This window comes from Saccharothrix sp. AJ9571, assembly GCF_021725495.1.
Taxonomy (GTDB): Bacteria; Actinomycetota; Actinomycetes; order Mycobacteriales; family Pseudonocardiaceae; genus Amycolatopsis; species Amycolatopsis magusensis.
Genome location: NZ_CP091382.1, coordinates 4,517,751 through 4,539,349 on the forward strand (window position 1 = coordinate 4,517,751; position 21,599 = coordinate 4,539,349).

General features: G+C 69.8%; 19 protein-coding genes. 16 read left to right on the forward strand and 3 right to left on the reverse strand.

What is annotated here, in order from left to right; translation table 11 throughout:
• The first annotated feature begins 77 nt into the window (after positions 1-77).
• Both L3Q67_RS20800 and L3Q67_RS20805 read left to right on the forward strand, forming a co-directional pair.
• Positions 78-1,028 carry a hypothetical protein gene (locus L3Q67_RS20800; RefSeq protein WP_499191050.1) on the forward strand — a complete coding sequence of 317 codons (951 nt, stop codon included), beginning with the start codon at positions 78-80 and terminating at the stop codon, positions 1,026-1,028.
• Between the two features lie 226 nt (positions 1,029-1,254).
• On the forward strand, positions 1,255-3,009 hold the full coding sequence (locus tag L3Q67_RS20805) for a hypothetical protein (RefSeq protein WP_499191051.1): 1,755 nt from the start codon (positions 1,255-1,257) through the stop codon (positions 3,007-3,009).
• 31 nt (positions 3,010-3,040) lie between these two features.
• Here L3Q67_RS20805 and L3Q67_RS20810 read toward each other — a convergent pair whose 3' ends face one another.
• The gene (locus L3Q67_RS20810) at positions 3,041-4,030 is read right to left on the reverse strand and encodes an SEFIR domain-containing protein (RefSeq protein ID WP_499191052.1); all 990 of its coding nucleotides are present in this window, start codon (positions 4,028-4,030) and stop codon (positions 3,041-3,043) included.
• A gap of 205 nt (positions 4,031-4,235) precedes the next feature.
• Between L3Q67_RS20810 and L3Q67_RS20815 the strand changes: the two genes are divergently transcribed.
• From L3Q67_RS20815 to L3Q67_RS20830, 4 genes are read left to right on the forward strand one after another with little or no spacing between them, the layout of a single operon-like run.
• Positions 4,236-4,817: a TIR domain-containing protein gene (locus L3Q67_RS20815; RefSeq protein WP_499191053.1), complete on the forward strand. Its 582-nt coding sequence runs from the start codon at positions 4,236-4,238 to the stop codon at positions 4,815-4,817.
• Between the two features lie 3 nt (positions 4,818-4,820).
• A complete protein-coding gene (locus L3Q67_RS20820) occupies positions 4,821-6,428 on the forward strand; it encodes a KGGVGR-motif variant AAA ATPase (RefSeq protein WP_499191054.1) in 1,608 nt (535 codons plus the stop codon).
• 38 nt (positions 6,429-6,466) lie between these two features.
• Positions 6,467-7,096 (forward strand): hypothetical protein, encoded by a 630-nt coding sequence (locus tag L3Q67_RS20825; protein WP_499191055.1) that lies wholly within the window; start codon positions 6,467-6,469, stop codon positions 7,094-7,096.
• On the forward strand, positions 7,096-10,206 hold the full coding sequence (locus L3Q67_RS20830; RefSeq protein ID WP_499191056.1) for a helicase HerA domain-containing protein: 3,111 nt from the start codon (positions 7,096-7,098) through the stop codon (positions 10,204-10,206). The genes L3Q67_RS20825 and L3Q67_RS20830 overlap by 1 nt, the downstream gene beginning before the upstream one ends.
• A 12-nt stretch (positions 10,207-10,218) precedes the next feature.
• Here L3Q67_RS20830 and L3Q67_RS20835 read toward each other — a convergent pair whose 3' ends face one another.
• Positions 10,219-11,265: a beta family protein gene (locus L3Q67_RS20835; protein WP_499191057.1), complete on the reverse strand. Its 1,047-nt coding sequence runs from the start codon at positions 11,263-11,265 to the stop codon at positions 10,219-10,221.
• Positions 11,266-11,508: 243 nt separating this feature from the next.
• Here L3Q67_RS20835 and L3Q67_RS20840 point away from each other — a divergent pair, with 243 nt between their 5' ends.
• The gene (locus tag L3Q67_RS20840) at positions 11,509-12,051 is read left to right on the forward strand and encodes an EF-hand domain-containing protein (RefSeq protein WP_499191058.1); all 543 of its coding nucleotides are present in this window, start codon (positions 11,509-11,511) and stop codon (positions 12,049-12,051) included.
• Between the two features lie 2 nt (positions 12,052-12,053).
• Here L3Q67_RS20840 and L3Q67_RS20845 read toward each other — a convergent pair whose 3' ends face one another.
• On the reverse strand, positions 12,054-12,311 hold the full coding sequence (locus tag L3Q67_RS20845) for a DUF2631 domain-containing protein (protein ID WP_499191059.1): 258 nt from the start codon (positions 12,309-12,311) through the stop codon (positions 12,054-12,056).
• Positions 12,312-12,403: 92 nt separating this feature from the next.
• Here L3Q67_RS20845 and dxr point away from each other — a divergent pair, with 92 nt between their 5' ends.
• From dxr to map, 9 genes are all read left to right on the forward strand, one after another.
• Complete coding sequence (gene dxr, locus L3Q67_RS20850) at positions 12,404-13,612, forward strand: 1-deoxy-D-xylulose-5-phosphate reductoisomerase (protein ID WP_499191060.1); 1,209 nt, start codon at positions 12,404-12,406, stop codon at positions 13,610-13,612.
• A 3-nt stretch (positions 13,613-13,615) separates the two neighbouring features.
• Positions 13,616-14,842 (forward strand): M50 family metallopeptidase, encoded by a 1,227-nt coding sequence (locus L3Q67_RS20855; RefSeq protein WP_499191061.1) that lies wholly within the window; start codon positions 13,616-13,618, stop codon positions 14,840-14,842.
• 121 nt (positions 14,843-14,963) lie between these two features.
• The gene (gene ispG, locus L3Q67_RS20860) at positions 14,964-16,115 is read left to right on the forward strand and encodes a flavodoxin/ferredoxin-dependent (E)-4-hydroxy-3-methylbut-2-enyl-diphosphate synthase (protein ID WP_499191062.1); all 1,152 of its coding nucleotides are present in this window, start codon (positions 14,964-14,966) and stop codon (positions 16,113-16,115) included.
• Positions 16,116-16,133: 18 nt separating this feature from the next.
• Positions 16,134-16,964: a helix-turn-helix domain-containing protein gene (locus L3Q67_RS20865; RefSeq protein WP_499191063.1), complete on the forward strand. Its 831-nt coding sequence runs from the start codon at positions 16,134-16,136 to the stop codon at positions 16,962-16,964.
• 5 nt (positions 16,965-16,969) lie between these two features.
• Positions 16,970-17,368, forward strand: a complete 399-nt coding sequence (locus tag L3Q67_RS20870) for a VOC family protein (protein WP_499191064.1) — start codon at positions 16,970-16,972, stop codon at positions 17,366-17,368.
• Positions 17,369-17,452: 84 nt separating this feature from the next.
• Positions 17,453-18,307 (forward strand): GNAT family N-acetyltransferase, encoded by an 855-nt coding sequence (locus L3Q67_RS20875; RefSeq protein WP_499191065.1) that lies wholly within the window; start codon positions 17,453-17,455, stop codon positions 18,305-18,307.
• Positions 18,308-18,320: 13 nt separating this feature from the next.
• Complete coding sequence (locus tag L3Q67_RS20880) at positions 18,321-18,776, forward strand: hypothetical protein (protein ID WP_499191066.1); 456 nt, start codon at positions 18,321-18,323, stop codon at positions 18,774-18,776.
• A gap of 29 nt (positions 18,777-18,805) precedes the next feature.
• Positions 18,806-20,566, forward strand: coding sequence for a penicillin-binding protein (locus L3Q67_RS20885; protein WP_499191067.1), 1,761 nt, complete (start codon positions 18,806-18,808; stop codon positions 20,564-20,566).
• A gap of 17 nt (positions 20,567-20,583) precedes the next feature.
• On the forward strand, positions 20,584-21,441 hold the full coding sequence (gene map / locus L3Q67_RS20890) for a type I methionyl aminopeptidase (RefSeq protein ID WP_499191068.1): 858 nt from the start codon (positions 20,584-20,586) through the stop codon (positions 21,439-21,441).
• The last annotated feature ends 158 nt before the right edge of the window (positions 21,442-21,599 follow it).

Here is a 21,599-nt window from a genome sequence, read left to right on the forward strand (position 1 = left end):
CGCTCGTTGACCGGCTGGACAGGGTGGATGGCGATGGTGAGTATTGGTGCTCGTCCGTGAGCCGCGTGGGAGGTCTGGTGAACTTGAGCGCGACGGTGCTGGTGCAGGAACTGAAACTGTTGCGGAAGGGCCGAGGGATTTCCGCGACTCAGCTCGGCGAACGCGTCGGGCCGGCGTTGCGGGCGGTGTGCCGGATTTCCGGCAACGAGGACGCCGCGGAGATCCGGCGGAAGGTTTCCGATCGGCTGCGTGCGCTCATCGCCCCGCTGCCCAGCGATTTGAGCACGGTGGTGCTGGCGGCGCTGGGCTTGCACGAACAGGCCCGGAATCCGTTCTACCAGGAGCGCGTGCACTGGGCTGCCCGCGAACTGGACCGCGACGACCGGACGATCCGCCGTCGCATCGACGAGGGCATCGAGCAGGTCGCGGAACTGGCCCTCGCCGCGGCACCGGTCGCGGCGCCCGGTGACCCGAGTCGCAGTTGGCACACCGAAAACCTGCGCGTGACGCTGTCGCTCGACCAGCCGGTGCCGGAGGCCTTCGAGTTCCGCAAGATCGTCGCCGACGCCGACGACATCGCCGAACTGGACCTCGCCCTGACCCTGACCACGCCGGTGGACAGCGGTCGCTCGGTGCGCGAGGACGACCTCCAGGTCGACGTGTTCCACGGTGGACTGCTGGCTGCCCGGGTGATGGAGTCCAGCGACCGGGCCGGGCTGGCGTTGCGGCTGCCGTCGCCGCTGCGCCGCGGTGAGCGGCACGAACTCGCCCTGCGATTCCGGGCCGCTTTCCGGTATCCGCATTACGTCTGCGTGCCACGGCACCCGGTCGACCTCTTCGAACTCCACGTGCGCTTTCCCAGTCCGGCTCCGGCGGAAATCCTGCTGCTGGACCAGGTGTTCCAGGAGGACGCCAAGAACAATGGGGTCAAGGGTCCGGTATTGGTGCCGGACGGCTCGGGGGAAATCCACGTCGAATTCCGCGATCTGATGCCGGGTTTCGCTTACGGTGTGCGCTGGACGCAATGATTCCGATGGCTCGTGGCCGGTCCGCTGTCGTAGTGGGAAAATATGACCCGATTCCCTGACTCCGCTGGGCGGTGACCACGGACAGGACACCGGCCGTACCCTTCTGGACAATTGCTGGTCAGGTCCCGATTCCGGCCCGCTTTCCCTGGTGCGCCCCGGTTCCGCTGTCTAGGTTCCCTGAGCCATGACCCTGGGAAGTGCGGATGCAGCATTGCCGAAGCTGCGCTTGACCGACCTGAAACCGTACCTGTCCGTGATCCTGCTGGAATGCACGGCCGATGACCCCCAGCAGGCGTTCGGACGATTGCACCGGTTCCTGCGCGAAGCCGCGGGCGACCCGGGTGGCGGGGACAACGCCCGCCTGCTCGCCGAAGTGGAGCTGCGCCCTGGCGACCTCGGCGACGAGGTCGGCTCGGTGGACGAGCTGGGCGTCGAACAGGTCCTCGGCATCGCTCGCGAGGTGACCGGGACGCCGGGCTGGGCCGAACCGGACGCCGGCTTCGTCGACGTCACCAACCAACTGTCCGTCGCCGTCCGACGGCACCGGCTGGTCGCCGTGTATTCGACCTTCGTCGGCGACACCAGGATCAGCCGGTGGCTCCGCCAGGAAGCGGCACCTTTCCGGTTCGTCCCGTCGGACCGGCTGACCGCAACCTTCCGCGGCGACGGCAAGATGCTGTGGCTGCGAGGTGGGCAGCGTCGTCCCGCCGACGCCGATGCCGCGCTGGAGGACGGCCAGTACGCGCTGTCGGCCGCGAAGGTCGCCTACCTGCCGGATGACGAGAGTGCTCTGCTGCGCGATCTGATCACCGTCTCTCCGGGGAGCTTCCGGGTTTCATGGAAGCGGACTTCGCCCTTCGCGATGTTCCTCGCGGCCGTCGGCGAGGTCCTCCGCACGGTCGAACTGGCGTTGAGCGCCGAGGAAGTGCCCGCACCCCTGGCCGCCGAAGCTGCCGTGCCGCGGGTCGCTCTCGGCCAGGTGCGCGGTGCTTACGACGTTCTGGTGCAGGTGCCCGCCGATGCCGACGAGGAACGGGCTGAGCGCGCGGAGCTCATCCGCTCGGCCATCCTCGACGTGCGCGGCGATTCCGGTTCCGCGCAGGCGTTCGTCGACGTGGGCCGTCAGGGTGCGGTGGCGGGCACCTTGGTGGTCAAACCGGTCGAGGACGCCGGGAACGTCCGCCTCGACGTGCGCTTCAGCGGTGTGCCCTCGACCGAGGGGAGCGCGCGTGAGGTCAAGGAAGCCATCGCGGACGACAACCTGCTCACCGTGTACTACGAGTCAGGCCACCTGTTCGACGGTCACCAGATGGTCCGGCGTGAGCTGGACTCCAGCCCCTACCCCAACCTCGCCTTCGAGGACTTCTCCGGGTTCGCGGTCATGAAGGCGAAACCCGCCACCGGGGAGGACCAGGCGATCCACCACGCCATCGCCACCCACGGCGACGACTCGCTGTACGCCTGGGTCGTCCGGCGCTTCGGTGGCGAGTGGTTGTTGTGCGACGACGGTGCCGGAGACGTCGCCGACTTCCTGCACCTCACCGACGACGGCACGCTGACCGCCATCCACGTCAGCGCCGCCCACAGCGCGGGCCGGGGCAGGCGCATCGCGGTGACCCCGTTCGCGCAGGTGGTCAGACGGGCCGTGGACAACATCCGGCTGCTGGACACGGATTTGCTGGCGGAGCGGCTGTCCGCACCCCGCATCGCCACCCCGGCGGCCTGGCACGCGGGAAACCGGATCACCAGCGCCGAGTTCGTGCACCAGTTGAAGGCCAGGGTGGCGACCGACCGCACGAGGGTGGTCGTCGTCCAGCCCCATCTGCTGCGGGCCTCCCACGACCTGGCCAGGGCCGATTTCGCGGCAGGCCGGTCGAGCCGGGACGTGTGCAGCCTGACGCTGCTCGACGAGGTCCTGCACCACGCGCGGCGGACCGTCACCGCGCTCTGGGACGACCTGTTCGTCATCGGCAGCGAGTAGGCCCGCCGGGGTCGCGCCTCCGGCCGCTGGTTCAGGTGGACAGACTCGGGTTCCCCCACGCCAGTTCCGGAGGCCGGCCCGGTCGGAGGCTGTTCCCCGGCCGCGCGTGCGACGGTGTGCTGCCGGGGTCCGGGCGGCACATCTCCAGGCGCAGCTTCAGCGCACCGGTGAGGTCGAGGTCGATCGCCACCGGGGTGCCGAACGCCGCCCGGTACACCGCGTGCGGAGTGCCGTCGAGGACGACCCGGAAATCCCCCACCTGGAACGGTTCGTCGGCGTCGTCGAGCACACCGGCGACCGCGGTCAGCCGCCGGTACCCGCCGCCCAGTTCGATGTCGACGAACCCCAGCGATTCCACTGTGCCAGACCCGGGACGCAACACGATGCTGTCCGCGTAGGACACGCCGTTGATCTGGGCGGTGCCGGACCGGATGCGTGCGCTGCTGGCCAGCCACGGAAGGCCGTTCGCCAGCAGTACCCGGTCCTGCGTGGGTCCCTCGGAAGTTTGGCCACCCAGCCACTGGCCGCGCTCGGGCATCGGGTGGGCACCCCGGCCGGTGATCGCCGCGATCAGCTCCGCCACACCCTCCGCCGAGAAGGTCTCGACGTGGAACCTCGTGGTGGAGAAGGCGTTGAGGAAGGTCGGGACGTCCTCGGCCGACTGACCGTGCAGGACCACCGGCAGGATCCGTTCGGTCGCGGCTCGCAGGTCCTTGGTCAGGTCGTTGCGCAGGATCGCCGTCTCGAACTGCGAGCCACGCCCTTCGTCCGGCGGTGCCGCGCCGTCGGCCCGGCGCTTGTAGTCCGGGGAAGCGATGACGAGCACGAAATCCGCTTCGGTCAGCTGCTCGATCGCCCACGCCGACCAGTCGCGTCGTTTGTTGTCGTACCACTGGTCCAGGTGCACGTCCAAGCCGATCCGCACGCGCAGGTATTCGGCGAAATCGCGGACGCGGTCCTTGTGTTCCGGTGAATCGTGCGCGTAGGTGATGAACAAACGTGGTACTTCTTGGCCGGGCATCGGTACTCCTCGGACGGGATCGTCGTGGCGTGCCCAGCATTCTCGGCGGTGTGCCCGGCGTGGCAAGGGCTTGTCCCCAGCTTGTCACGGTTCTGTCCTTTCCTTTACCGCGAGTGGATCTGTCCTGGTTTTGTCACGTTTCTCGTCTGTTTCTCGCTGTCGGCGGCGACTTACGATCGCCCGGCCCGATGATCGGTACGAAGGGGTGACCGCGCCGGTGTACGAGTACGACGTTTTCATCAGCTATCGGCGCGAGGACCACACCGTGCCCGCCTGGGTGCGTACCCATTTCCACCCGCGCCTGCTGGAGTTGCTGGACAACCAGCTCGACCGGGAAGCACGGGTCTTCTGCGACGCCGAGCTCGGTGTCGGCACCCGCTGGCCGGACGAGCTGAAGAAGGCGTTGCTGCACACGCGGATCCTGGTCCCGGTGTGCTCGCCCAAGTACTTCCGCGACGAGTGGTGCCTGACCGAGTGGCACTCGATGGCACAGCGGGAAGCGCACAGCGGCGGGGTGCGGACCCTGATCTACCCGGTGATCTTCTGCGACTCCAAGAACTTTCCCGACTGGGCGCACGAGCGGCGGATGCGTGACCTCAGGCAGTGGGCGAAGCCCTACGAGCACTTCCAGATGTCACTGGACTACCTCGACTTCCACAGCGAACTGACGCACGTCGCCGAGGAACTGGCGGACCTGCTCGACCAAGCGCCTGCCTGGCGGCCGGACTGGCCGGTGGCCACTCCCGTCGTCGGCCCGCCTCCGATGGCCAGACTGCCGAGGTTCTGACCGATGCCGGGCACCGTGGTCACCTTCTACTCCTACAAGGGCGGTGTCGGCCGCAGTTTCACGCTGGCCAACGTCGCCGTGCTGCTGGCCCGCTGGGGTCATCGGGTGCTGTGCGTGGACTGGGACCTGGAGGCGCCGGGACTGCTCGACTACTTCCGGCCGTTGTTGCGCGCCGAACCCACCGGTGGCGTGGTGGACCTGGTCGACGACTTCCTCGCGGGGAAGGTCCGCCGGGCGGCGCACATCACCTCGCTGGCCGCCGAAGGCACCCTCGATTTCATCGCGGCCGGTCGCGCGGACGACGACTACACCTCCCGCGTGCAGGCGATCAACTGGGAAAGCCTGTACGACAGGGGTTTCGGTGACTTCCTCGAGACCCGTCGCGCGCAGTGGACGGCCGATTACGACTACGTCCTGCTCGACAGCCGCACCGGTATCTCCGACATCGGCGGCATCTGCACCGCCCACCTCCCGGACCAGCTGGTCGTGTTGTTCACCGCGAACATGCAGAGCCTCCGGGGCGTGCTCGACATCGCCCGCCGGGCCAACGCCGCCCGCGACCGCCTGCCCTTCGACCGGCCGCGCCTGCCGGTGCTGCCGGTGCTGTCCCGGTTCGACACCCGTGAGGAGTACGACCGGTCGGAGAAGTGGCGGGAGACCTGCGTCAAGATGACCAAGCACCTGTTCCGCGACTGGGTCTACCAGGACGTCCCGCCGGAGGTGATGTCCCGCCACCTCACGCTGCCCTACGTCTCCTACTGGAGTTTCGGCGAGCAACTCCCGGCGCTGCTCGAGTCCAGCCCCGGTGCCGATCAGATCGGTTTCGCGCTGGAGACGCTGGCAGCGGTCATCGCGCACCAGCTGGACCGCACGGACCTGCTGGCGGAGAACCGCGACGCCTACGTCACCTCCGCGCGAGCCGCGAAGCACGACTTCGCCCACGAATTCGTGATCAGCACCACGAGGTCCACTTTGGACTTCGCGGGCAAGCTGGTGGAGGCGCTGGAACAACGGGGCCTGCGGGCACGGAAGTCGCTGTCGGGCGACCGGTCGATGCTGCCCAAGGCCGACGACGCCCGGCACCTGTGCCTGGTGGTCGACCAGAAGGTGAGCCGCTGGCAGGAGGCCGAGGTCGAGCTGTTCCTGCACCGGACGCTGGGGCAGGACCGGCGGCTCATCCCGGTGCTCACCGAGGACGCCGACCCGAGCGCGCTGCCGGGCTACGTGGGCAACCTGCGCTATCTGCGGCTGAACCAGTCACGCGGACCCGCGGACGTGGCGCAGAGCCTGGTGGACCAGCTCCACGGCAACACCGCGCTCGTCGACACCGGCGAAGTCGACCTCGCCGCCGCGCTGCGGCAGGTCTCGCGGGCGCAGCTGCGGCCGTTGCTGTGGGAGCTGGTGGACGAGGTGGTCCAGGACCTGGTCATCGCGATCGGTGACGGAGATGCCGCCCGCGCGCGGGAACTGGCGGCCGACCTCGCGGTGGCGATCAGACCTCGTGCGACAGCACGCGAGGAGAACGGCTCTCGCACGCCCGCGCCCCGGACGACGACGACGGCGATTGCCTTCGCGTTGCGGGTGCTCGACGCGCGTGCGGCCAGGATTTAGGGCTTGTTCGTTGGATCCACGGTGTGAAAGGGAGCAGAATGGCCGACCGATTGCGACACCAGCAGACCGCGGTGATGTTCACCCTGATGGTGCTCGCGCGCGAAGTGTCCAACCCGGAGCTGAACACCGTTGTGGGCTTCACGCTCACCGGGGAGGAACGCAGGGAGCTCAACGATCTCGGGTACGTCCACAGCGAGAAGTCGGGGCGCTCCTTCAGCCACGAACTCACCGACAGCGGGTGGAGCTGGTGCCGTGGGGAGCTGGCGATGAAGTCACCGCCGCCGAACTCGCGCAGCAGCCTGATCACCGGGTTGTACGTGCTCCTGGGCGGTTTCGACGACTACATGAAGCGCCAGGGGCTGCAGCTGTTCGAGCTGTTCGCGCCGCGGGTCGAACTGACCCCGGACGGGATCGAGAGCCGGATCCGGGACGCCTACCGGAAACTGGCGAGGGCACCGCGGGACTGGGTCGGGCTGGTGGACCTGCGCCCGATGCTCGACGGCGCCCCGGCGAGCGAGGTCGACGCCGTGCTGAAGGAGCTGAGCCGCCAGGGACGCCTGCACCTGGCACCGGAGTCCAATCGCAAGGCCCTCACCGACGCGGACCACGAGGCGGCCATCCGCGTCGGTGGTGAGGACAACCATCTGCTCTCCATCGAGGTGTCGTGATGGACCCGCTGGCAGCGCTGTCCGCCCTCCACCTCGACTGGGCGGACACCCCCGACCACGTGTGGCGTGATTCGCCGTACCACATCGACGGGCTGCACACCGACGTGCTGTCGGACGTCGACGTGGGCATTCGCGGCGCCCTCGCCAGCCCCGGACCCAGTCCGCTGGGACTGGTGCTCCAAGGCCAGAAGGGCGTCGGCAAGACCCACCTGCTGGGACTGGTCCGCCGCCACGTGCACCGCGCCCGCGGCTACTTCTTCCTCAACGACCTCACCGCCGGAGACGCGTTCTGGGACGACACGGCTCAGGCACTACGGCGAGGTCTCCTGCAGCGGGACGAGTCAGGGGTCTCGCAGCTGGTGAGCTTCCTCCGGCGGGTGTGCCTGAGCGCCAGTGTCAGCGGTGAGGTCATGGGGCGGATCCTGGAAGGCCGCGGGCTCACCAAGGACGACGTCGACGCGTTCATCGGCGGACTGCGCCGGCTCGACCGGCAGCTCGCCGTGGAGTGCGCCGATGTGGCGCGGGCGCTGGTGCTCTACGCCAGCGACGACGTGTCCACGAACGACGTCGCCGACTTCTACCTGGGCGGGTCGGAGGAGTGGAAGACCGGGGAACGGCGGAAATGGGGTATCCGGCCGCAACCCAAGCCGCCGCTCGCCCAGGTGCAGGAGATCACGCGGCTGCTGGCGCTGACGGGACCGGTCGTGATCGGGGTCGACCAGCTCGACACGCTCATCGCGCGGTCCGCCCAGCGCACCCAGAGCGCGGGTGAGGAACAACTGCTGGTGGCGCAGATCGCCGACGGGCTGATGCGGTTGCGCGAGGTGACCCACCGGACCATGACGGTGCTGATGTGCCTGCCCGCCACCTGGATGCAGATCAAAAACCAGGGCGCCGACACCGTGCCCGACCGGTTCCGCGAGTCGCTGACGCTCGGCCGGGTGCCCACCGCCGAACTCGGCCGGGCGCTGGTCGAGAAGCGTCTCGGTGTGGCGTACCAAAGCGTCGGGTTCACGCCGCCACACCCGACGTGGCCGATCGCGCAGTCCGCGTTCAAAGGCGACTGGGAGCAGTGGACCCCGCGCGAACTGCTCAAGCGCATCGGCGCGCACATCGACGGCTGCCTGCGCACCGGCCAGGTCACGGAACTGACCTCGTTCGAGGACCACGCGCCCGTTCCGGTCGTGCCGATCCCCGTCACGCCGGATCGGTACGCCGAACTCGACAGGTGGTTCGACGAGTTGCGAGCCAAGGCCGACACTTCGGTGTTGCTGGACCACCGCACCGAGGACGAGATGATGCCCTCGCTGCTCTCGGCCGCCCTGCGCGGGTGGATCACCGAGGTGGGCGACGACGAGATGGAGTGGGCACGCCCGCCGCAGAACGGTCAGGGTGAGCTGCACGCCTGGCTGACCCGCACGCTGGACGAGGCGTCGGACCTGGAGGAGCATTGGGCGTTCCGGTCGATCTCCGCCCGGCACCACCTCGCCGTGCTGCACCGGTTGCGGAAGGCGCGCTCGGCCGTCGGACTACGGCAGGGTGCGGACAACCGGCACCTGATCCTGATCCGCAATTCGCCGTGGTCCAAGGGCGTGAAGACGCAGGCGGAGCTGAAGGCGTTCAAGGACGCGGGCGGCAGGCACCTCAAACTGTCCGATGAGGACATGCGCACGTTCTGGGCGCTCGACCGGATGTTCGCCGAGGGGGGCGCCGATCTGCACGAGTGGCTCGTCGACCGCAGGCCGGCCGGGCGGTCGGAGCTGTTGTCGGCGGTGCTGCCCGATTCACCGGCGGAAGAGCGGAAGAACGGCGCACACCTACCGCTGGTGGAGGAGCGGAAGAATGGTGCTCATCCGCCGCCCGCGGGTGATGAGATCACGCTGGGCACGGTGGTCGGCACCGGTGAGCCGGTGCGGCTCGGCCTGGCGGCCCTGCGCAAGCACGCCGCGGTGTTCGCCGGTTCGGGGTCCGGCAAGACCGTGCTGCTCCGGCGGATCGTGGAGGAGTGCGCGCTGCGCGGGGTGTCCGCGATCGTGCTGGACCCGAACAACGACCTCGCCCGCCTCGGCGACGCCTGGCCGAGCCCGCCGGACAGCTGGGGCCCGGGTGATGCCGCCCTGGCCGAGCAGTACCTGGCCGAGACGGACGTGGTGGTCTGGACCCCCGGTCGGGCGTCCGGCAAGCCGCTGGCCTTCCAGCCGCTGCCCGACTTCGCGGGCGTCCTCGACGACGAGGACGAGTTCGCCGCCGCGGTGGAGGTGGCGGTGGCGACCCTGGCGCCGCAGGCCAGGCTCACCGGGACCACGGGGAAGGTCAAGATCAGCCTGGCGGTGCTCCGGCAGGCGGTCGTGCACCACGCCCGCAGCGGGTCACGCAGCCTGCCCGGGCTCATCGAGGTGCTGTCCGACCTGCCCGAAGGGGTCAGCAACCTCAACGGCGCCAACCGCATCGCCGCGGAGCTGGCCGAGATGCTCAAAGCCGCCATGGTCAACGACCCGCTGCTGGCGGGCACCGGCGAGGTCGTCGACCCGGGCAGGCTCCTGACGCCCGCGGCCGGCAAGTGCGCGCGGGTGTCCGTGATCAGCTTCGTCGGCCTGCCCGCGGAGGAACAGCGGCAGAACTTCGTCAACCAGCTGCAGATGGAGTTGTTCGCCTGGGTCAAGCGCAACCCGGCGGGGGACCGCCCGCTCGGCGCCCTGTTCGTGATGGACGAGGCGCAGACGCTCGCCGCTTCCGGCAGCCTCACCGCGAGCACCCGCAGCACGATCGTGCTCGCGTCCCAGGCGCGGAAGTACGGCCTCGGCCTGCTTTTCGCCACGCAGGCGCCGAAGGGCCTGCACAACCAGGTCGTCGGCAACGCCATGACCCAGTTCTTCGGCAGACTCAACAGTCCCGCGCAGATCGCCGCCGCCAACGAACTGGCCAGGGCGAAGGGCAGCCCGGTCGCCGACATCTCCCGGCTGGAACGCGCGCAGTTCTACGTCGCGGGTGAGGCCTTCGGCTTCCGCCAGGTCGCGACGCCCCTGTGCCTGACCCACCACCCGGCGAACCCGCTGCGGATCGAAGACGTCCTCAGCAGAGCCCGGAACCAGGAAGAAACAGAGGAGTGAGAGGTCAGCCGGTCAAGCCGCACGCCGGGCGAGGTGAGCGAGGTGATGGGACGTGCCGAGGGCGACCGGGACGCTGCTGTCCCCGAAGCCGCCGCCCCGCCCGGACGCCGCGGTGAAGATTTCCCGGTCGCCCCAGGAGAAGTCGGCTCCCGCGTAGTCCTGGCTGTCGACCAGGTGCCGGCAGAGCTGACGGACGGTGTGGCCCCGCCCCGCTTCGTCGGGCTCGCCGTCGTCGTTGATGCGCTCACGGAGGTAGAGCCAGTTCTCCGTGCACGTGTACTTCACGCTGACGTGGTTGCTGCGGTATCCCGGACCAGGGATCGGGTGCACGACACCGTAGTCACCGAAGCGCACGTGCTTACCGCTGTTGTCCCGGACCGATCTCCAGAGCACCTCCTCGAACCGGGTCTGCTGCCAGCTCGCGGTCTGGGCCAGCATCTTGGGGATCGAGCCGCTGAGTACGGTGATCGACCTGAATCGGCCCACTGAGCCGAGTTCGGCCACGACCGTGGACACGGCGTCGACCTGTCGGGTGCTGACGCCGGAGAGGTACCGGGAATCGACGACGGCGTCCAGCTCCGCCGGTGCCACGGCAAGCTGTTCGAGCACCCGGGCGAGCGCGGTCGCGCCAGGCCTGACCCGGAGCGCGCCACCGGCTTCCAGTTCACCGCAGAGTCGGCCGATCGCGGCCAGCACCTCGCCGGGAGCGTCCGCGTGGGCTACGGGGATGAAGCGGACCGGGTAACTGGAATCGAACAGGTCCACCGGGTACGACAATTGGTCCGCCAGTGTGTTGAACGCGCCGGTGGGACCGGGGCCGAACCCAGGCGACCCCTCGGTGCCCGCGGTGTCGAGCATGCCGATGCGGCCCAGCCGATGCAGTTTCCGGAGCATCTGAGCGGCCTGACCGAGGTTGGTCAAGGTGGATCCCGTGGTGAGTTCGATGATCGGCTGGACGCGAGCCAGTTGCCCGGCATCCTGCACTGCTTCCAGCGCCTGGGATTCACCTTGTTTCGCGCGCAGGGAGACCAGCGAGTGGAAGACGCCCGGAGCGGCCATGACACCCCCTCGATCACCAGGAGTAGCTAGCGGGTCACCCGCCTTCCAGGCTAGGTGAAGCGGGGCGCCGGGCGCGTCCACCAGCCGCGCGAAGATCGAACCTGGCTGGCGGACCGGCGTGGTCGCTCTCGGTGACAGCGGGGTTCACCGGGTCGGGAAAATGGTTGACCCCTCTGGCGCGTTGTTGTGCGGCGCCGGGTTCGTCACCCTGGGGCCTTCGCTGACGTGTGAGAGGACCGCGCCGTGTCGACCGAGTTCCAGAGACGCAAGATCGCCGGAGTGTTCAACGCGATGGACGCCAACTCCGACGGGCTGCTCGAGAAGGCCGACTTCGAGGCGCTGACGGAGCGCTGGCTGGCCGTCCGCGACCGTCAACCCGAGCGCGACGCGCGCCTCAAGGCGATCATGATGGGCTGGTGGGACACCCTGCTCCACACCTCCGACTTCAACCGCGACCACAAGGTCACGCTCGACGAGGTGCTGCTCGTGGTGGACCGCCTGCACGCCATGGCCGACGTGGTCGCGGGCACCGCGCGCGCCATGTTCGAGGCGATCGACGAGAACGGTGACGGCGAGATCTCCGGCGAGGAGTACCGCAGGCTCATCGAGGCGTGGAGCGGGAAGCGGGTCAACACCGACGAGGTGTTCCCCCTGCTCGACTCCGACGGCGACGGCCGGTTGTCCAAGGAAGAGTTCGCCGAACTGTGGACCGAGTTCTGGGCCGGTGACGACCCCGAGGCCCGCGGGACCTGGGTATTCGGCCGGTTCGAGCTACCGGTCGGCTGAACCTATCGGCGCCACGCCGTGCGGCGCTTGCGCACATCCAGAATCAGGGCGAAGGCCAGGCCGATCGCGAGGCCGACCAGCCAGATGTCCTCCATCGCGTTCTGGTGGTTGCCGATCAGCATCACCAGCAGCGAGGCCACGCTGAGCCAGCCGGCGAACCGGGTGGCTTTCGGGAACGTGCCGTGCCAGCCCCATTCGGCCGACGGCTCGTCGCGGGGGTCGACCTGGTTCGACCGCTTCTCGACCGCCTTGCTCGCCACGATCACTCCATCCACCAAGCTGACTACTACCACCGAATGATCCCACACCGCGCCGACCGCCCCGCGCCCGGAGTCCGCGATAATCGTCGGCGATGACTACTTCGCGCAGCCTCCTCGTGCTCGGTTCCACCGGTTCGATCGGCACCCAGGCCCTCGACGTCGCCGAGCGCAACCCCGGACTGTTCCGGGTGGCCGGCCTCGCCGCCGGCGGTTCCGACCCGGCCCTGCTCGCCGCGCAGGCCATCGCGCACGAGGTCGAGGCCATCGCGGTGATCAAGCCGACCGCCGTCGAGGACCTGCAGCTCGCGCTGTACGCCGAGGCCCAGCGCCGCGGCTACTCGCGCGGGGAGTACCGGCTGCCGCGCATCTTCGCCGGTGCCGACTCGGTGACCGAACTCATCGCCGACGTCACCGTCGACGTGGTGCTCAACGGCATGCCCGGCTCGCAGGGGCTCGAGCCGACGCTGCGCGCGCTGGAGACCGGCGCCACCCTCGCGCTGGCCAACAAGGAGTCGCTGATCGCGGGCGGGCCGCTGGTGCTCGCCGCGGCGAAGCCCGGCCAGCTGGTGCCGGTCGACTCCGAGCACTCGGCGCTGGCCCAGGCCCTGCGCGGCGGCCGGGCCGAGGAGGTCTCGAAGCTGGTGCTGACCGCCTCCGGTGGCCCGTTCCGCGGCCGGTCGCGGGCCGACCTCGAGCACGTCACCGTGGAACAGGCGATGGCGCACCCGAACTGGTCCATGGGCCCGGTCATCACCATCAACTCGGCGACCCTGGTGAACAAGGGCCTCGAACTGATCGAGGCGCAGCTGCTCTTCGGTGTGCCCTACGCCGACATCGACGTGGTGGTGCACCCGCAGTCGATCGTGCACTCGATGGTCACCTTCACCGACGGCTCGACGCTGGCCCAGGCGAGCCCGCCGGACATGCGGCTGCCGATCGCGCTGGCGCTGAACTGGCCGGACCGGGTGCCCGGCGCGGCGTCGGCCTGCGACTTCTCCCAGGCCGCGAGCTGGACCTTCGAGCCGCTGGACCACGAAGCCTTCCCGGCGGTCGAGCTGGCCAGGAGCGCCGGGCTGGCCGGTGGGTGCGTTCCGGCGGTCTACAACGCGGCGAACGAGGAAATGGTGGCCGCTTTCCGCGCGCAGAACGCTCGCTTCACCTCCATCGTGGACACTGTTGCCCAGGTGGTGGACGCCGCCGACGACTGGCGGCGCGAACCCCGCGACGTCGAGGACGTGCTGGCCGCGGAGCAGTGGGCTCGTGCCCGCGCCGCGGAGATCAACCGGGCCGGAGGGAAGTAGGGCGTGCTCGCCTACATTTTGGGAGTGGTGCTGTTCGCGCTGGGCATCTGCGTTTCGGTCGCCCTGCACGAAGCAGGCCACATGATCACCGCCAAGGCCTTCGGCATGAAGGTGCGACGGTACTTCGTCGGCTTCGGGCCGACGGTCTTCTCGTTCCGCCGCGGCGAAACCGAGTACGGCCTGAAGTGGATCCCGCTCGGCGGTTTCTGCGACATCGCCGGCATGACCGCGCTCGACGAGGTCACCCCGGACGAGGCGCCGCGCGCGATGTGGCGGCAGAAGACCTGGAAGCGGACCGTGGTGATGGCCGCGGGTTCGGTGACGCACTTCATCCTCGGCTTCGTGGTGCTCTACTTCATGGCGTTCACCATGGGCCTGCCGAACCTCGAGCGGAACCCGGCGCCGGTGATCGGCGCGGTCTCGCAGTGCGTGCGGGACGCGGCCACGCTGCAGGAGAACAACAACCCGGTGTGCCAGCCCGGTGACCGCGCGCCCGCGCTCGAAGCGGGCATGAAGCCGGGCGACCAGATCGTCTCCATCAACGGCACGCCCACCCCCACCTGGGAGGACATGCTCCGGACCATCGGCGCCGCCGGTGGCCCGACCCCGATCGAGGTCAAGCGCGGCGATCAGACGCTGCTGCTGACCGTGGACGTGCCGAAACTGGTGCGGCCCAAGGCCGACGGCTCCGCGGGCACCGAGATGCGGGGTGCGATCGGCGCGGCCAAGCAGGACGACTCGGTCCTGCAGTACGGCCCGATCGCGGCGATCGGCGGTGCGGCGACCTTCACCGGCGACATGTTCGTGCAGACCTGGCAGCGGATCGTCGAGTTCCCGCAGCGCATCCCGGCGGTGGTCGAGTCGATCTTCGGCGGCGAGCGCGACCCGGAGACGCCGATGAGCGTGGTCGGCGCGAGCCGGATCGGCGGGGAGGCGGTCGAGCACGGCCTGTGGGAGATCTTCCTGCTGCTGCTGGCCAGCCTGAACTTCTTCGTCGGCGTGTTCAACCTGCTCCCGCTGCTGCCGATGGACGGCGGGCACATCGCCATCGTCTGGTACGAACGGGTGCGCGACTTCTTCCGGAAGCTGCGGGGGAAGGCCGCCGGTGGTCCGGTGGACTACACAAAGTTGTCCGCGGTCACGATGGTGTTGGTCTTCCTCGGCGGAGCGGTGGTCCTGCTCACCGTGACGGCGGACATCGTCAACCCGATCCGCATCATGCCCAACTAGAAAACCTCAGTTCAGAGGCTTGTGAACACCTGTCAGCCGCCCGCACTCGCCGGAAACCGGGTGCGGGCGCGCCGGTATCGTGGGGGGTGTCATAGCCGCTGACACCTTCGCAGAGGAATCGATGACAGTCGCGCTTGGAATGCCCGCCCTGCCCCCGCCCGTACTCGCCGAGCGCCGCAGGACCCGACAACTGCGGGTGGGCTCGGTGGGCGTCGGCAGCGACCACCCGATCTCGGTCCAGTCGATGACCACCACGCTGACCTCCGACGTGAACGCGACCCTGCAGCAGATCGCCGAACTGACCGCGGCGGGCTGTGACATCGTCCGGGTGGCCTGCCCGAGCGCCGACGACGCCGAGGCGCTGCCCGCGATCGCGAGGAAGTCGCAGATCCCGGTGATCGCCGACATCCACTTCCAGCCGAAGTACGTCTTCGCCGCGATCGAGGCCGGGTGCGCGGCGGTCCGGGTCAACCCCGGCAACATCCGCAAGTTCGACGACCAGGTCAAGGAGATCGCGCAGGCGGCGAAGGACCACGACACGCCGATCCGGATCGGCGTGAACGCGGGTTCGCTGGACAAGCGGATCATGGACAAGTACGGCAAGGCCACCCCCGAAGCGCTGGCGGAGTCGGCGCTGTGGGAGGCGAGCCTGTTCGCCGAGCACGACTTCCACGACATCAAGATCTCGGTCAAGCACAACGACCCGGTGGTCATGGTGCGTGCCTACGAACTGCTGGCCGAGCAGTGCGACTACCCGCTGCACCTCGGCGTGACCGAGGCGGGCCCGGCGTTCCAGGGCACCATCAAGTCGGCGGTGGCCTTCGGCGCGCTGCTGCGCCAGGGCATCGGCGACACCATCCGCGTGTCGCTGTCGGCGCCGCCGGTCGAAGAGGTCAAGGTCGGCATCCAGATCCTGCAGTCGCTGAACCTCAAGGAGCGCAAGCTCGAGATCGTGTCGTGCCCGTCGTGCGGGCGCGCGCAGGTGGACGTCTACACGCTCGCCGAGCAGGTCACCGCCGGGCTCGAGGGCATGGAGGTGCCGCTGCGCGTCGCGGTGATGGGCTGCGTGGTGAACGGGCCTGGCGAGGCGCGTGAGGCCGACCTCGGCGTCGCTTCGGGCAACGGCAAGGGGCAGATCTTCGTCAAGGGCGAGGTCATCAAGACCGTGCCCGAGCACGCGATCGTGGAGACGCTGATCGAAGAGGCCATGCGCATCGCCGAGGAGGCGGGCGAGTCGACCGGTACCGGTGAGCCCACCGTCACCGTCGGCTGAGCGGTTTACGCCGGTCAGGTGAGTGACCAGTGGGCGGCCCGGCCGCCGCACCCGGCCCTGCGGCAGGCGGTGCGGCGGTACGTCGGCTACACCCAGCACGGCGTCACGCTGCCCGTGCACCGCGGCCTGCCCTCGCGTTCGGTCACGCTGATCATCAGCCTGGCCGAGCCGATCCGGGTGATCGGCGGGCCGGGCGCCGAGCACGGCCCGTTGCGGCGGCACTGCGTGGTCGGCGGCCTGCACCTGGCGCCGGTGCTCATCGGACAGGATTTTCACCAGCAGGGCCTGCACATCGAGCTGAACCCGCTCGGCGTGCGGGCCCTGCTCGGCGTCTCGGCCACCGAACTCGCCTCGACCACGGTCGACGCCGGTGAGCTGCCCGTGCCGTGGGCCCGCGACCTGCCCGCCCGCCTGCACGAACTGCCGGACTGGGCGGCCAGGTTCGCCCTGCTGGACCGCGAGCTGGCCGCCACCGTCGCGCCGGTGACGCTGGTGTCGGAGATCCAGTGGGCGTGGCGGTCGATGGTCGCCGGGCACGGGGGTGTCGGCGTCTCCGAGCTGGCCGAGGAGATCGGCTGGAGCAGGCGGCACTTCAGCGAACGGTTCGCGCGTGAGGTCGGTGTCTCGCCGAAGCAGGCCGCGCGGCTGATGCGCTTCGAGCGCAGCGAATCGCTGCTGCGTTCCGGCGGCTGGCGCACCCTGGCCGACGTCGCCGCGCAGGCCGGTTACTACGACCAGGCGCACATGGCCAACGAGTGGCGTTCACTGGCCGGTTGCCCGCCGAGCACCTGGATCGCCGAGGAGCTCCCGTTTCTCCAAGCCGGTGGAACCGCCCTGCTCGCAGACTGACCGGCATGAGCGAACTCAACAATCCGGGTGTGTGGCCCGCCCTGAAGTACGACGACGCCGAAGCCGCGCGGGTGTTCCTCACCGAGGTGTTCGGCTTTACCGAGGCGCTCACCGTGCGCGGCGAAGACGGCGTGTCGATCGCGCACGGCGAGCTGAAGTGGCCCGAGGGCGGCGGCGTCATGTACGGCTCGATGCTCGGCGAAAACGACCTGCCCAAGCCGCGGGCCGGGGGCCAGTGGCTGTGCGTGGCCACCGATGACCCCGACGCGGTGCACAAACGCGCGTCGACCAGCGGAGCCAAGGTGCTGGCCGAGCCCTACGAGACCGAATACGGCTCACGCAACGTCACCATCGCCGATCCCGAGGGCAACGTGTGGACCTTCGGCACCTACCGCGGCGCCTGAACCAAGGGCCGAGAGGGTGAAACCGGTCGCCGCGCGCGGCCGGTTCACTTTCCGTCGTCCGGCCTCATCTGGCAGGCTGAGGGGGTGTTGCGGCTAGCAGGTGCGCGGCTCCTCGATGATCGGGACTTTCCGGCGGTCCGCGCCGCACTGGCCGCCGATCCCGTGGGCAGCTGCATGGTCAGCGCCCGGATCGAGGTGGCAGGTCTCGACCCGTGGCGCCTCGGTGGCGAGCTCTGGGCCGCCGAGTCCCGGCCGCTGCGCTCCGGTCGCATCCAGGGCCTGTGCTTTTCCGGGCCGAACCTGATCCCGCTGCGGGGCAACGCCTCGGCGCTGCGCTCGTTCGCCGATCGCGCGCTGCGCCGCCAGCGCACCTGCTCCTCGCTGGTCGGCCCGGCCGAGCAGGTGCTCGGGCTGTGGGAGGAACTGACCACCGAATGGGGTCCGGCCAGGGAGGTGCGCCACGACCAGCCGCTGCTCGCGCTGGACTCCGCGCCCACCTGCACCCCCGACCACCTCGTCCGCCCGGTCCGGCCGGACGAACTGGAGCGCTACCTGCCCGCCGCGATCGCGATGTTCATCGAAGAGGTCGGCATCGACCCGCGGGCCGGGGACGGTGGGGCCAGCTACCGCGCCAGGGTCGCCGAGCTGATCGCCGGCGGCCGGGCGTTCGCGCGGTTCGAGAACGGCGAAGTGGTGTTCAAGGCGGAGATCGGCGCGATGTCGGCGACCGTGGGGCAGATCCAGGGTGTGTGGGTGCGCCCGGACCGCCGCGGCCACGGGCTGGGCACGCAGGGCACCGCCGCGGTGGTCTCACGGCTGGTCCGGGGTATGGGCCGCACGGCGAGCCTGTACGTCAACGCCTACAACGACCCGGCGCTGGCCGCCTACCGCAAGATAGGGTTCCAGCAGGTCGGCCGCTACGCGACGGTGTTGTTCTGATGGGGGTGCCCTGATGTCGACGATGGCGACCCTGCGCATGCTGGCCGACGACCGCAAGCGCTACTCGGCGCTCAAACCGGCCGACACGCGTGCCCGGCTCCTGACCCTCGGCGTGCTGGCGGTGTTCGCCGCGATCGCCGTGCTCTGCGCGCTGACGCTGGGGTTCTGGGCGACCGTGCCGCCGGCGCTGGTGCTGCCGGCGGTGGTCGGCTGGTACCGCGGTTCACGGGTGGCGCTGCTGGTCAACGCCGCCGGGATCCGGGTGGACAAGGACTTCGTGGCCTGGGACGACCTCGACGCGGTGACCGTGCGCCCCGGGCCCGCGGGTTCGGTGGAGGCCGAGGTCGGCGAGTTCCGGGTGCTGGTGGACGGGAAGCGCTACCAGGGTGACCGGCTGGCGAGCCTGGTCGCCACGCACGCGCCCGAGCACGTCCGGTTCTCCGACACCACGGGTGTCGTGACGGCCTGAGCGGGCTCTCACCGGCGATACTGCTGCGGGTGCGGGCTCTGCGCGGACTGGCGGTGGCGGTGGTCACGGTGCTGACCGCTTCCGGGTGCTCGTGGTTCGCCGACGGGCCGCAGGAGATCACCGAGCGGTTCCTCGCCGCGCTCGCCTCCGGTGACACCGCCGCCGCGGCGGCGCTGACCGACTCCCCGGAGTCCGCGAAGGCCGCGCTCGACCAGGCTCGGACGGCGCTCGAACCGGAGAAGGTCGACCACGCCGTCGAGCACGTGGGCCAGTCGAGCCCGGCCGCCGCGCGCTACCGGCTCGAGTGGCGGCTACCCGGCGGGCGCACCTGGGCCTACGCCGCCGAGGCGGAGTTGTACGCGGTGGACGACACCTGGAAGGTGCGCTGGCAGCCGTCGGTCGTCCACCCGGACCTCGCCACGCGCCAGCAGCTCGCGCTGCGCGTGGACACCCCGCGCCAGGCGCCCGTGCTCGACCGCGACGGTCAGCCGCTGCTGGAGCCGCAGACGGTGGTGGCGGTGCTGCTCGACCCGGCACACGCCGCCACCACCGCGAAGCCGCTGGCCGAAGCGCTGAGCCCGATCGACGCGAGCCTCACCGAGCAGTCCATTGTGGAGGGCGCGAGAGCGGCCCAGCAGGCGTATTCGGTGGTCACGTTGCGTCAGTCCGACTACCTCGCGGTGAAACCGGCCATCTACGAACTGCCCGGCCTGCGCTTCAGCGAGCAGCGCCGCCTGCTGCCGGTCGACCCCTCGCTGGCCGAGCGGTTGTGGCCGTCGATCCGGTCCACTGTGGAGGCGCAGGTGGCCGGGAACGCGGGCTGGCGCGTGCTCACCACGGACACCGGCGGCGGCGAGGTCGCCGAACTGCACGCGCAGGAGGCGAAACCGGCCGACGCGGTGACCACCACGATCAGCCGCCGGACGCAGGCGGCGGGAGAGCGGGCGATCGACGCCGTGCCGGGCGCGGCGATGATCGTGGCGATGCAGCCGTCGACCGGTGAACTGCTCGCGGTGGCCCAGAACGCGCCCGCCGACCAGCAGGGTCCGATCGCGCTGACCGGCCGGTACCCGCCGGGGTCCACGTTCAAGATCGTCACCGCGGCCGCCGGGCTGAGCGCGGGCAAGGTCACCGCGGCGACGCCGGTGGACTGCCCGGCCACGATGGTCGTGGACGGCAGGCTGATCCCGAACAACGACCGGTTCGCGCTCGGCACCGTGCCGCTGAGCCGGGCCTTCGCGGAGTCGTGCAACACCACCTTCGCCACGCTGTCCACCGACCTGCCCGCGATGGCGCTCACCGACTCGGCGCGCGACCTGGGGCTGGGCGCCGACTTCGTGGTCCCCGGCCTGACCACGATCACCGGCTCGGTGCCGCCGGCCGGGAGCATCGTGCAGCAGGCGGAGAACGGGTTCGGCCAGGGCACCGTGCTGGCCAGCCCGTTCGGCATGACGGTGGTCGCCGCGACCGTGGCCAGTGGCCGGATCCCGGTGCCGTCGCTGCTGCGCGGCGGGGTGACCGAGGCGAAGAACCTGGGCGCGCCCGTGCGTCCCGACGTGCTCGAGGCGCTGCGCGCCATGATGCGTGAGGTGGTCACCGGCACGGCGTTGCGGGACCTGCCGGACGTCCGGGGCAAGACGGGCACCGCGCAGTTCGGCGACGGCAGCGACGCACACGGGTGGTTCGTCGGTTACTCGGGTGATCTGGCCTTCGCCGTGCTGCTCACCGGAGCCGGTTCCTCGGGGCTCGCGGTCGAGGCGGCCCACCGGTTCCTCACCGCGCTCGGCTGAAGTCGTAGGCTGGAGGCATGTTTCAGCGTGCCCCTCTGAAGCCCGGTGTGCAGTCGCCGCGCCGCGCCGTCCCCGCGTCCATCAAGCGTCCCGAGTACGTGGACCGGCCGGCCCCGAAGCGCGACACCGGCAACGGGGTGCGCACCCCCGAGGTGATCGAAGCGATGCGGGTGGCGAGCCGGATCGCCGCGCAGGCGCTGCAGGAGGGCGGCAAGGCGGTCAAACCGGGCGCCACCACCGACGACGTGGACAAGGTGGTGCACGAGTTCCTGCTAGACCACCACGCCTACCCCTCGACGCTGGGCTACCGGAACTTCCCGAAGTCGTGCTGCACCTCGCTGAACGAGGTGATCTGCCACGGCATCCCGGACTCGACGGTGATCGAGGACGGCGACATCTGCAACATCGACGTCACCGCCTACATCGGTGACGTGCACGGGGACACGAACGCCACCTTCCTGGCCGGTGAGGTGCCGGAGGAGGCGCGGCTGCTGGTCGAGCGCACGCACGAGGCGACCATGCGCGCGATCAAGGCGGTCCGGCCGGGGCGGCAGCTGAACGTGATCGGCCGGGTGATCGAGGCCTACGCGAAGCGGTTCGGCTACGGCGTGGTGCGCGACTTCACCGGCCACGGCGTCGGCCCGGCGTTCCACACCGCGCCGACGGTCCTGCACTACGAGGAGCCGACGGTCACCACCGAGATCCTGCAGGGCATGACCTTCACCATCGAGCCGATGATCACCCTGGGCACCATCGACTACGACATCTGGTCCGACGACTGGACGGTCACCACCAAGGACAAGAAGTGGACCGCCCAGTTCGAGCACACCATCGTGGTCACCGAAACCGGCTCGGAGATCCTCACCCTCCCATGACCCCAGCGCGGTAACCGGCCGAGCCCACGTCCCCGCCGCCGAGTTGACGGCGAACGCTATGAGTGGGGCATTACTTGCGTTCAACGCAAGTAATGCCCCACTCATAGCATTGAGGAGTGTGGGGAGGGGCCACCATGGGCGGGATAGGTGTGGGCGGC